General features: G+C 51.6%; 11 protein-coding genes. 7 read left to right on the top strand and 4 right to left on the bottom strand.

Annotated elements, in window-relative coordinates:
• Nucleotides 1-47: 47 nt before the first annotated feature.
• Nucleotides 48-1,037 (bottom strand): hypothetical protein, encoded by a 990-nt coding sequence (locus ACOJWD_RS14735; protein ID WP_486994007.1) that lies wholly within the window; start codon nt 1,035-1,037, stop codon nt 48-50.
• Between the two features lie 105 nt (nt 1,038-1,142).
• Here ACOJWD_RS14735 and ACOJWD_RS14730 point away from each other — a divergent pair, with 105 nt between their 5' ends.
• Entirely contained in the window at nt 1,143-1,292 is a 150-nt protein-coding gene (locus tag ACOJWD_RS14730; RefSeq protein ID WP_486994006.1) for a hypothetical protein, read from the top strand.
• An 832-nt stretch (nt 1,293-2,124) separates the two neighbouring features.
• On the opposite strand, the gene ACOJWD_RS14725 is transcribed toward ACOJWD_RS14730, so the two are convergent.
• Complete coding sequence (locus ACOJWD_RS14725; protein ID WP_486994005.1) at nt 2,125-2,826, bottom strand: polysaccharide deacetylase family protein; 702 nt, start codon at nt 2,824-2,826, stop codon at nt 2,125-2,127.
• Nucleotides 2,827-2,953: 127 nt separating this feature from the next.
• Here ACOJWD_RS14725 and ACOJWD_RS14720 point away from each other — a divergent pair, with 127 nt between their 5' ends.
• The 6 genes from ACOJWD_RS14720 to ACOJWD_RS14695 all read left to right on the top strand — a co-directional run bounded on the left by ACOJWD_RS14720 (nt 2,954) and on the right by ACOJWD_RS14695 (nt 8,673).
• Entirely contained in the window at nt 2,954-3,709 is a 756-nt protein-coding gene (locus tag ACOJWD_RS14720; protein WP_486994004.1) for an N-acyl homoserine lactonase family protein, read from the top strand.
• Between the two features lie 26 nt (nt 3,710-3,735).
• Nucleotides 3,736-5,457, top strand: coding sequence for a peptide ABC transporter substrate-binding protein (locus tag ACOJWD_RS14715; protein WP_486994003.1), 1,722 nt, complete (start codon nt 3,736-3,738; stop codon nt 5,455-5,457).
• A gap of 233 nt (nt 5,458-5,690) precedes the next feature.
• Entirely contained in the window at nt 5,691-7,166 is a 1,476-nt protein-coding gene (locus ACOJWD_RS14710; protein ID WP_486994002.1) for a hypothetical protein, read from the top strand.
• Between the two features lie 231 nt (nt 7,167-7,397).
• A complete protein-coding gene (locus ACOJWD_RS14705) occupies nt 7,398-7,709 on the top strand; it encodes an aldo/keto reductase (protein ID WP_486994001.1) in 312 nt (103 codons plus the stop codon).
• 23 nt (nt 7,710-7,732) lie between these two features.
• The gene (locus tag ACOJWD_RS14700; RefSeq protein ID WP_486994000.1) at nt 7,733-7,906 is read left to right on the top strand and encodes an aldo/keto reductase; all 174 of its coding nucleotides are present in this window, start codon (nt 7,733-7,735) and stop codon (nt 7,904-7,906) included.
• Nucleotides 7,907-8,163: 257 nt separating this feature from the next.
• Nucleotides 8,164-8,673 (top strand): dienelactone hydrolase family protein, encoded by a 510-nt coding sequence (locus ACOJWD_RS14695; protein WP_486993999.1) that lies wholly within the window; start codon nt 8,164-8,166, stop codon nt 8,671-8,673.
• A gap of 260 nt (nt 8,674-8,933) precedes the next feature.
• Here the strand turns inward: ACOJWD_RS14695 and ACOJWD_RS14690 are convergent, their stop codons facing one another.
• Nucleotides 8,934-10,895, bottom strand: coding sequence for a hypothetical protein (locus tag ACOJWD_RS14690; RefSeq protein WP_486993998.1), 1,962 nt, complete (start codon nt 10,893-10,895; stop codon nt 8,934-8,936).
• Between the two features lie 1,061 nt (nt 10,896-11,956).
• Nucleotides 11,957-12,304: DUF1641 domain-containing protein (locus ACOJWD_RS14685; protein WP_486993997.1), on the bottom strand; the 348-nt coding region annotated here is incomplete at its 5' end.

The raw sequence follows: 12,304 nt of genomic DNA, 5'->3' as shown, positions 1-12,304 counted from the left end.
TTGACTCATGCTCCAAACCTCAACTCGCACACTCCCTACATTATCCACTAAGTGACTCGCGCCATCCGCTGAGTCTGCCAATACTGAGCCCAACCATCATAGCCGTGTAATTCACACCAGAGGGTGTGCTCTCGAGTTAATGCCGCTGCCCGTTCCGGTTCACGCCTCCAATAAAATTCTAGCCAATCACTATAAAGATCTAGCCAACTCGACCGACCAAGATGCACAATGGTTTCAGGGTTATTCAATGCACTCTTGAGCCGGCGCTCCATCACTAGCCCATTTGGCTCGTCCGCCGCAAGTAGGTCGATCCCCCACAATACCCGATCCACTTCACGCGGCCATGCTGGATCAAAGGTCCTGAAACTACTACGGCGCACAGAGGCAAGGCGGTCCGGGCGGTCCCTCCAGGCGATGTGTGCTAACACCCACCAATAATTTTGCCAGGTCGCCGGAGCACCGGCTAAATGCGGGGTCATCCCAGCTAACGAGCCAATGTCTACCTTACCCCGATACCATTCGCAAATTGCCCGGCTACTATTAAATCCTACCTGATAGGCACGGGACATTTTAGACCATACCGCGTCATCCTTTTGCAAAATATCATAACTAGATATGGCTTCCTCGAATCGCCCCAACGTCGTTAAAAACGTGGCGCGATTTCGAAGCGCTCGCCCCCGCAGGCGCACGTCAGATGGTTCCAAGGCAAGGATGGTTTCAACGTGCTTCAAAGCGTCTCTCCATAACTCGCTCGCTACGGCTAGGCGCGTACCATGCTCAAGCGACTCGATCAAGGAAGACGTAGAGTAGACAACGTGCGGCGACATCTCCCGAACGGCCAATATAGCAACTAGCGCCTGTTCCTGCTCTCCACGGAGAATCGCCAGACGCTCAGCGACTAGGGCTACCCGGTAGGCTGAGTTCAACTCTCCTTTTGCTCGCAAAAACTGCATGGAACGAAAGAGTATCTGTCCACCGATGGATTGACCTTGGTCCCTCAGCCTCAAACGACGGGTCCACTGCCAGTGCCGTTTCATTGCCATCGTCTCCTTATCACCTTCTATATTCCCAATTATACCTACATCTTTACAGAATTTGCTAATATTTGTGGTAGTATAGCCACAAGTGAGGAGGTGAACCCCATGCGACACATTCGACTGCTTTTAGCGGCCGCCATTTTACTCTTCGCGGCTGGCAATATTTTCCATTACGCGGCAAAAACGCAACCCGTAACAGTAGCCATCAGCCAAGTTTCGCAGCCTCAGTCCCAGGCTATGCCAGTCGAAGACTAGTTCATATGTCATCAGAAGACTCGAAGAGCACTTGAGGCATCCTCAGTCTCGTGTTGCTTCAAGACCTTCCTTTAAAATGCCGTCACAAAGACTGCCTAGTGTACTACAGCCGTATAGCACCACCATCACAAAATGACGGTAAGGAATGTCCTCTCCCGCCGAGACAGATACCATAGCCACCTACACCTGAGTCTACTGAGACATTGCCCCACCCATGATACAACTCATGTCGGCCAATTGATATGGCTGATTTATCCCCGTCGATGTCAGTTGTGAAGCCGGATGGCCTCTCAATCCTCTGACTATAATGCACAAATGCCGAGGCGGTCCGGCTGGATGGTGGTACTTCGTACTCTGTGTGCCAATCCGACACTCTGACAATGCCAGCTTAGCCGTACCTATCCCCACTTGCCGCTATAAATTTCGCCATCACTATCACTGCCATGTCTCAGATATCAAAAAAATCGCAGAACCACGTCGTCCATACAGATGGCATTTGGGAATCGACCATAATGACAATATCACGCACGGTTTTTCTGCCCTGGAAATCCTCCACGAAGAATGGCTGTCATCCTCATGAGCATCTCAGATTGGCGACTACTTTGGCCGATGGCATGATGCATATAGTGAATACCTCCACCTATTCACTGCAGTGGTAGGGCGAAATGACTATCGACCATACCGCCGTCGCGAGGCATCGTCGCCCGCCGGCATTCTCCATCCAATGTGCCACGACTAGCTAACAAACATGCTGTCAAGAGATGCGGCATGCGCTTTTCTCCCCGGGAGCTTTAAAGTCTCCTAGGACAGGTTGGATGTCCCATAGGCCATGCTATTGTGGACGATGCTTTTCAAGTTTTAGCATCGCTGAGACGGTATCTATCTTCCATCCAGCGTGCTTTAACTCCGGAATGACATCTTTTACCGCTTGAATGGTGGCGGCAGACGAATTGGGGCCGTCATGGAAGATGACGATTGCCCCAGGTTCCACCTGACGCATAATCTGACTCGCCATCTCGTCTCCTGTCGCTCGATGCCGCCAGTCGCGCGTATCAATGGACCACCCAATAATCTGATAGTGCATAGCCCCTAACACTTGACGAGCAACGGAATCAGAAGCGCCTCCGGGCATGCGGTAGAGAGACGGTTTAGGCACTCCGAGGGAGACGAGAAGAGCTTCATTCTGTGTCACTTCTTGGGATACAACGGCTGCTGTTTGACCACGGAGCACGCGATGCTGAAATCCGTGGCTTTCGACATCCTCATGGTCGCGGACTTCCTGAGTTAAAATATCTGGCCGTTTCTCCGCGTGACTGCCAATAACAAAAAATGTTGCCGACACATGATTATCATGCAATATCTTTAATACTTGTGGTGTCCATGTTCGCGTAGGACCGTCATCAAATGTCAGGGCCACCACTTTTTTTGATGTCAACACTTGATTTATCACTGCTGCTGGTCTTACCACTGTTGACTGATGAGAAAAGGGCCATATCGTCAATAGCGACGCCCACATTGTCAGAATCATTCTCATGCCATCTCACGCATCCTCTCTTACCACGATATGCCGTCTAGACTTCCCCGAGCAAAAGCTCTTCATCCAGAAGGAATTTCTCGGCACATCGCGAAATGACAGGGTAGAAAGCGAGGCAAGGTGTGCGATGAAATTCACCATCATCCCCGTAGGCCAATTTGATTCATCTCTCTCGGTTCTCTCGCCGGAGGACACGAGTAATCGGCGTGAGACCATTCCTGTGTATAGCTACCTTCTAGAAACTGCCCAAGGACTGATTCTGTTTGACACGGGCTGCTCTCACCAATGCCGGACCGATCCGGTGAGATTGCTCGGTGCCGACACCGTCCCCCTGTTGACACCACTGCTAAAAGATACTGACCATATTGGTGCTCAATTAGCGCGTTTAGGGTACGAACCAGCCGACATCGACTTAGTGGTGAACTCTCATTGTCATTTCGATCACTCCGGCGGAAATGAGATCTTCTCAACTCAAGAGTTTGGTATCCAAAAAACTGAATGGGAAGCCGCCGCAAACAACCGCGACTCCTATCCCGATCTCGCATATCGACCACCCTCGACGAATCGCTTGACGTTATACGAGGGAGACGTTGATCTCCTCCCCGATGTACATTTGCTCTACACTCCCGGGCATACGCTAGGACACCAGTCGCTCTTGGTAGAACTGAACGAGGGTCCCATCCTGATTACCTCCGATGCGGTTTATACCCGAGACCACTTCACGCTCGATCACATTGGAGCCTCAGCAAATGTGGAACTTGCGACAGCATCGCTGCGCCGTCTCATCGAAGTAGCGAACCACGGAGCACGGCCGTTTTTTAGCCACGACCCACAACAGGTCCGCATCGAGCAGTGGAATCTCGCACCGGCCTTTTACCAATAACACCATCATCCGAGGGAGGATACCCCATGAAACTCACGAAACTCGTCTCCGTATTAGCCTGCCTTGCCTTAGGGAGTGTGCTGGCAGCGTGTGGATCGACGAAAGTTCCCGCTGCTGCAAGCGTCGGAAAGCCTACTTCGGGCGGCACCATCGTATTTGCTCAACAGCCCCAAACCAGCTACACTTGGTATATCCCGATTGTTGATGCGCAATACGACTACAACGCAGGCTTATACGACGAAATCTATAAGCCGCTCCTATGGATTAATAACAATTACTCGATTAATTGGCAGTCTTCGATTGCTGATAAAATCACCTATAACAAAACGGGTACCGTCTATCACATCTATTTGAATCCCAAGTGGCATTGGTCAAACGGGATGCCCGTAACCAGCCGAGACTTCATGTTCACTTGGGACATCATTAAAGCCGCCTCTGCCGCCAACGCTCCAGCGCCCTGGCCCTATGTCGGCGCCGGGACGGGCGACATCCCCAGTGGCGTGAAGAGCGTGGTGGCCAATAGCTCCTATGAAGTGACCATGACACTTAACCAACCGACCAACCAAGACTGGTTCATTTATAACGGTATTATCCAGATCGTTCCCATGCCCCATATCTGGGACGTCAAGTCTAATATGACGGCAGAGCTAAAATACCTTGGTGCGCAGGCGATTAACCCTCACTTTGTTTCCGTAGTCGATGGCCCATTTAAACTAGGCAAGGTAGTGCCAGACCAAACATGGACACTCCTTCCCAACACAGCCTATTCCGGCCACAAGAGTCTCGTCAAGAAGATCGTACTCCTTTATGAGGGGTCCAACAGTGCTGAATTTGCTGCCCTCAAAACGGGAGCCGCCAACATGGGCTACCTAGACGTCAGTCAGTGGGGCGCGCGAAACCAATTAACCCAGTCGGGCGACGTGATTACCCCCGAGTACACCTTTGGTTTTTTTGACACTGCTCTCAACCTTTTCCCGGGATCACCAGTGCGCTCCATTTTTAAACATCTCTATGTGCGACAGGCCATGCAAATGGGGCTCGACAATAGCGCTATTAACAACTCCATCTATCACGGATTTGCCCCACCCATCGATGGGCCATTGCCTAAGAATCCTTCCACCACGTTTTATGACCCCGCCCTTAATACCAACCCGTATCCCTTTAACATTAAAGCCGGAAAGACGCTATTGACATCCCACGGATGGCATGAAGTCAATGGCATCATGACCAAAGGCCATCTTAAGATGAATTTCCAAATGCTCTATGCTGCCGGATCAACGTCGTCCAGTGAGACCGCGGAATTAATGCAGCAGGACTGGGAAGAAGAGGGAATTAAGATCACCTTAAAACCGGTACCCTTTAGTACCCTGATTGGCGAGGCCAGTCAGAGTTATGCACCGCATTGGGATATGGCTACCGGCACCGGATGGTACTATGATGGACCGGGATTTTATCCGTCTGGCGATGGTCTCTTCAATACCGGTGCGTCATCAGGATTCGGGTATTCCAGTCAAGAAGAAGATCGGCTAATTGATGCCACGCATATTCCCTATGCCACTTCCAAAGAGAATATGGCAGCATTCGACCGTTACGAGCTCTATACTGCAAAAGCGCTTCCGGTGCTATGGCAAAATAATGCCGCCACGCTGGTGGTCCATGCACCCGATGTCCACGATTCCGTCAAGTATGCCGACGCGTCCCCCGGCATTCCGCAAATGCAATATTGGTGGGTGTCCACCAACAAATAGTGGCCAGCGAGAGACGTCTAATGTCTCTCAACAACAGTAGCTACCGGAGAACTGGTTGGGGTTTGCCCTCATCGAGAGAGCAAACCCCAACGGCTTTCTTCCCCATAGGTCAACCGAGGGAATTCACTCCGCTGTTGTAAAAAGTGCCGAATCGTTGCGCTCGTGACCTCTTCTCACCGTGCTACGTTATGTTAATGACATAGAAAACGGTCAACACGGGAGGAATCCTCATCATGTATTCCAAAAAATCCTTGGCACTCGTTGCCCTATCTGCCATATTTACGTTAAGTGGTTGTGGCCTTTCCAGTACCAGGGCGGCCCAGCCGCAACCCACGGGGAGTTCCGCGGCGACAACACCCAGCACTACTACGGTAACCTCGCCCAGTGCATCGCCCACAACGTCGGTGTCGGATAATACGTCCGCGTCCACCGCAGCTTCGCCCACCAGTACCCCCGTGGCGACCACGATCATGGTGCATAATGCTTCACCGACCCAAATCGAGCTATGGGCCAAGGAGCACATCCTTTATATCCTGGCCCCCAGCAACGCCTATGATGTTAACCCCAGTGGCACCATTTTTCTCTTGCCTCACGCATTACATACCCCCACCACCCTACATCATTGGCCGTCACAAAGATTTGAAGCTGTCGCCGTACTGAATAATCCGGGCACTCAATTAGGCACGGGCACCGGAACCTTATGGAACCAGATGACCTCCAATATCTATTGGCTTAAGCTGGCATCCTCTACCGTTTTACCAAGTACAATCAATACCAGCACGAATCCCTCTTTAGTACTCAATGTCGCTGCTGGTCAGTTATTTGCCGTCCCATGGCCGAGTACTGCCTATCCTGGGCGCATCTTGTTCTTAAAACCTAAGCACTTTACCATGCCCATTATGGTAAACCATTGGCCATCGCATCATTTTCGAGTGGTCGCCGTGTATCCCGAAAAAGATCTCCCGGGTATGAGCCCTTGGTTAAATTATGCGCGGAATATCCCGGAAGCATCTGGGCTAAACGCCCGGGCCACCGCCGCTCCGCTGCCCTCGTTGCCGTCCGCCTTTCCCAGTTATGCTGTCGTGCTAAAGAATGTCGGCCAGCACTTAGCACTTACCTCGGACGTACCAGTCTATCTTCCCAAACATCTTCCCCAAGGGACGTATCACGGTGATTTAGATGTAGAATACGCGGAGAAAAACCAGGGGTATTCAATGACTATTGGCGGAGGTCCCGCATTACCCGCCAATTCCTCCAAAATTGAGATAGGTAATGCCGAGCTATTAGGGACCTTTATGGGTATGCCCTGGTACCTCCCTTTTCACGCACGCCAAGACGATATGCCGCTTTTTCCCTCACCCGCCACACCCAAAGGCACTACCCTGCGTCTCGCAAGTGGCATCACCGGCACCCAATATCCCGGGACAGAAGAAGTTCCCACGCTCATTACATGGCAGGAAGATGGATGGACGTTGAACTTCATGGGCGAAGGGGTGTCTCCGGGCATCATTGCCGGGTCCGCCAAGTCCATCGCCCAATCCTTAATCGGGGTAAAGTTACCAGGAACTCATGGACGTGCCACTTTTAGCATCGGTTCCGATGCACCATCCGAAGCCACCTACGACCTCAATGGCACGCGCTACTTTGTCTATGCTAATGGCTTTCGGGCGGTAACCTTAGCGCAGCAAATGGCCCCCGTCACCAATTAAGAATTCACAGATCATGCCCACCCCTAAAATTCCCGGTATCGATTCCCCGATAACGATGCACTGTACGTTTCCGCATGAGGTCTCGATTGCATGGGCATGTCAGATTTCTATAACAGGCAAGATGATCGGGCAGCCATCAATCCCTGGAACTCGATATCAATTTTTTAGATACCGTGATATGTATATGAAGAACTCTTAGCCAAAGCCATTTACGGGCACCGCGATGGGGTTGTGCTCGCCACCAAATGCGGCAACCACCGCTCCCCCGAGGGCGTGTTTCTGCGTATCAATGGTACGCCAAAATCCCTCCGTACCGCATGCCAAGACTCGTTGCGACGCCTCAACACAGACCGCATCGACTTATATTATTCGCATCAGGTGCATCCCACCGTACCCATGGAGCGGACCATCGGTGCCACGGACGCGCTGGTCGCTGAAGGAACAGGCCGTTACATCCGTTTGTCTGAAGCGTCTCTCAATCCCATTCGTCGCGCCCACCACATCCATCCAATTACTGCATTGCAAACCGAATATTCGCTGTGAAGTCGTGATACTGAAGATGCCTCTTGCCCACAGTCCGTGCGCTAGACATTGGATTTATCCCCTATAGCCCCCTAGGACATGGATTCTTAACCGGACGATCTCAACGTGTAGAAGATTTGCCTGCCGGCGATTATCGGGCCACTCTCCATCCAAGGAGAAAACTTCCAAAAAAATTTACAGTTAGTGCAACGCATTGAACGTAGGGCGGAAGAAAAACATGCGACGGCAACGCAGTTAGCCTTGGCTTGGTTGTTGCATCCAGGTTCTGACATCGTTCCCATCCCGGGAAACCCAAAAGGTCCCTTGTCTCGAAGAAAATGTCGGGGCCTTAAATGTCAAGCTCACCGAGCAGGGCCTTCGATAGATTGCCGATGCATTACCGAAAGGTATTGCCGCGGGGGATGGCTATGGCCATTCCCGGCCAAGTTTCAGTCTTACCCGGATCGAAACGCATTTGGTCCAATATCCATCCGATGGCGCTGCCATCGGATGGGTATCTCAACCGCAAGCACATGGCCGCTATCCCGGGGTCATTGTGATCCATCACGAGGCATTTGGACCCGTGTTACATATCCACGATGTCGCGCGTCGTCTCGCGAATCAAGGGTACATCGCGCTAGCGCCCAATCTTTATTCGCGTGTCAGCACCCCACTGCTCGCTAACACCGAAGCCGTGTTTAGAACAATGTTCGCCTTGTCAGACGCCCAAGTGGTGCACGATTTGGAAAATGGAGCACGGTTTATCCGTAGCATGCCCCATGCGTCTGGACGTGTAGGTACCATGAGATTTTGTTCAGGTGGTCGAAAAACCTTACTCTTTGCCTCATCCAGCAATGAAGTTGATGCGGCCATCGATGACTGGGGCGGATTTATTGGCATCTCCACCCCCAACGACTTGACCACAAAAAGCCGCCCTACCCCTATCATCGACTTGGTCGACAACCTGCATTGTCGTCATCAGTGAAGAGGATTAAAATTCCTCGCCAGAAGACGGCCAGACGCTGAAAACCCGCCTCAAAATACATCACCAAACATTTCAATATAAAGTCTACCAAGATGCCAGCCACCCGTCTTTTGCCGATTACCGACCCAATTATCGGAAAGTTGTTGCCGCTTTTACGCTGTAGGATGGTGTGCTCGAGTTCTTCGGAACACATTTGAAGTAAGTGCTGCCAAGAACGCGGGCTAGACATATAGATCCAGCCCGTTTTACTCGCCAGCGCCTTAAAGTTGACTTTGGTTCACTTCACGCAGTGTCGGAGGATTAGTGGCACTCCCGGGGGACGCAATCCACCATACGGATCCGCCCGTAATCGTCACATTATAGGTATTCGACGGAATAACCGTCGTGGGCACCGACTGCCACTGGTTGGCACCTGGTATCAGGACAAACCAGCCTGAGCCACTATCCAACGACACTTGCGCCAAGATATCACCATTGGCCAACATCCCCAATCCCTGGTAATTAGCGCCATTTTGACTGCCAGCAATGGGCGGCAATGCAATGTACTGCCATGTTTTCCCTCTATTTTCGGTAAGTTGCACCGGATATGGGTTATTCGCTTGTAACAACAACGCGCTATGAGACGACAAGGCCGCCAGTGTAATGGTACCTTCCATGTTGGTAAAGCTGGTCGATGAAATCCATTGGCCTTGAGCATTTTCCCGCAATAACTGTTCCGTTTGTCCGTTGCCCATTTGCCCAAAATTCCCATTCGGCACGGCGCCGAAATTAAGAGCAGGGCCCAATTTTGGACTGGGCAATGCTGCATTCACCGTCCACGACTGACCACCATCATAAGTAGTCTCCGTAGCCCATTGGTTTTGCCGTATAAAGTAGGCGATCACTGCAGTTCCCCTTTGGAGGTATCCGCCAAATTCACCTACGGTGTATCCTGAGGGCAATGGCACTTGATTCCAAGACTTTCCCAAGTCCGTCGTATAATAGGGAGTGTTGTACATGGGCGGTGCTGACCCATACTTTTGATAAACGGCCTCAACAGCAAGAAACAGGCTGTTGGGGAACCGGGGTTCGAACGTAATCGAGGAGGCTAATGGAGGAGACCCCCGAAACACGGTCACCGGATATCCGGTCCCACTGGATAGAGACGTCAGTGCGGACAGAGAAATCGATTGCCACGTCTTATTCTCCCGTAGCCATACGACTCCCGGGGTACTGCCTACCGCGACTGTCCCGTCATTCACCGCGACGGGACTCGGCTGACTAAATGAGAAGGCCGCCTGATTGGTGGTAGTGTACAGCGGATGGAATGCCCCGATTTCCGCCCAAGTGCGAGGGCGAATGATATTGAAGGGTGTGTTGCCTAACGTGACAGACGTGCCAGGCTTGGCTGTAAGGATGTACTGAAGCGCTACGCTATTGGATCCCAGTTGGAGTGAGCCCAATGGAGCGACACTGGCTGGCACATGAAATTCTCCCGAAATATCTCCGTTGAATGACTGCTGTACGGATCCTAACCCACCATAACTACTGGTCTTGCCGTCTGTATTCCATACCAGTTGATACCCAAATGGCTTCCCGATAATCTCCGTTAACGGAGCCCAGCCCGATACCCGAACGATAGTGCCAGGAGCCCCGCTATCCGGTGACAACGTCAACGATATGGGCCGAGTTTGATCGGTAATCGGTCCCATCAAACGAAAATCCGCTTGAGTTTGACTCGGTCCCAGTCCGCAGCCCGGTATCGTAGGACCAAAACATTGAATCGCTACGGGATAGACTCCCGGCTTTAGAGGATGTTCCCCATGAGGGGTAAGCCACGGTTCGGTCGGTACTTGAAATTGGGTGGTGAAATATCCCGGGTGTTGTGAAGACCAGGTAATCGCACTGACATCAATCGTCAACCCCGCATCAAATCCTCCGAAGCTAATATTACCCAATGGAGGAAGCTTTGCACGTTCAGCGGCCGAGAGATCTTTCACAGAGGGAATATAACCGGTAACAGTCACCGTGGTGCCTGGGCGACCGGATTTGGGGTTTAACGTGATAAACGGTTGGTTAGCAGGGTGACTAACCACCTTCTTGGTCTCCGGGCCTTTTTTAACTTTCTTATGAACCGTGTGCCCGGCAGACCCACTGGAAGCCTCACGTGTAGGCGCAACACCACATCCCGTGGTGATAGCCAAGATCCCCGCCAAAGACAATATTCTCCATAGGTTTTTCACGGTGCTATCATCTGCCTCTCATTTCAGGCTCAAAAGCCTATTTAACCCAAGTAACGCAATGCAGGAGATATAGGTTACTGATAGCCAATAGGCGATGTCGGCATGCTTAAGCCTCGGAGATAACTCCATACGATGCGCTCACTCTTGCGACCTTAGGCTCTCTTCTAGTCGTTATGCCTCACTTTTCAGCAGTTAGTTGCGGGCTTGTTAACGCATTAGACAGGTGCACTGTGAGAAATGGCAGTCATCATAGAAAACTGCCTTACTTCGTATAACTAAAATTTTTTCACGCATGATAGGCCAATGTCCATTCCCCCGTCCCGAGCGAATAAATTCTGGGTGCATCGCCCGTTTTTGGATCTTATCAATGGCCCCATATTTATGAATGCGTTTAGTTGTGGCGTAGCAGCGGTCTCTACCAGCTCACCCGTCACCATGGTCTCTCTGGCATCTGATATAGGCGCCCGCAGGCTTAATCTCGAACGTTACGCCAGCACAGGGATTTTGGCTCTCGCCTTATAGGCCTCTCCCACCACACACTGGGCCTTGTGGCTCAGCCTCACTCAGTACCGGGACCGGCGTGGCATGTTTAGCTGAAAATCAATTTAAGACAAGCGCCTGGCCCGCTAAAATTCGCAAACGAGTCACCACATGGGAGAGAGACGGAGGCCCATTAGGATATTTAGGTAACCTCATCACCATTCAACGATTCTCTTTTCCCCGCTTAACCACGGGCCGGAATTTGGGCTATAGGCGTAGCAGCCGCCCTGTGATAGCGGTTCTTCTCATCGAGCGCACGGGAACTGACCGGCGTGGGCGTACATTGCAGGGGAGGCGTACCCTGTCGTAGACAATCTCTCACCTGTTGACTACAGCATGGAAAAAATCCCGTCGTGGTGGTTTTGCATATACCGAACGAGTAAAACTGCATTTTACTGAGCAAGCAAACTGTGAGATCATCGTAGTCGAAGAAGTTGTCGCCCAATGCGCCCCCTCCTGACACCTGTCGTAGCTGGTTCGGTGGACTTCACACAACATGAGATATCGCTCGCGACCCTCACTCAATGCCGAGACGACTCTTTACGGGTGGGTTGCTCCTCCCGTCTCTGTAAATTCACCGCAATCGTACTTAGCATACGCAACCCTGCCTGTACATCCTTATTAGTCATCAATCGCATCATTCCCCCTATCCCGCCTAATCCATGAGTATCTTTCCGAGCGGTCACCGAAAGTCCTTGGATTAACGCATCAACCGTTTGAGGCAAATGGCTCTCTTGGGCTTTGTCTATCATCGCTAATGCTAGCCCATTGACGTTCTCGGGAGTGTCAAGGATTTTGTGTAAAGGGTTTTTCAAGACTCCAGATCTTGTAAGGGTCGGCGGACCCGGTCTTCGAAATAGATTTCGAGC

The sequence above is a fragment of the Sulfobacillus sp. TH-112 genome (genome assembly GCF_057473405.1).
Note: the sequence above shows the minus strand (reverse complement) of the source record. Positions and strands in the feature narration are given on the sequence as shown.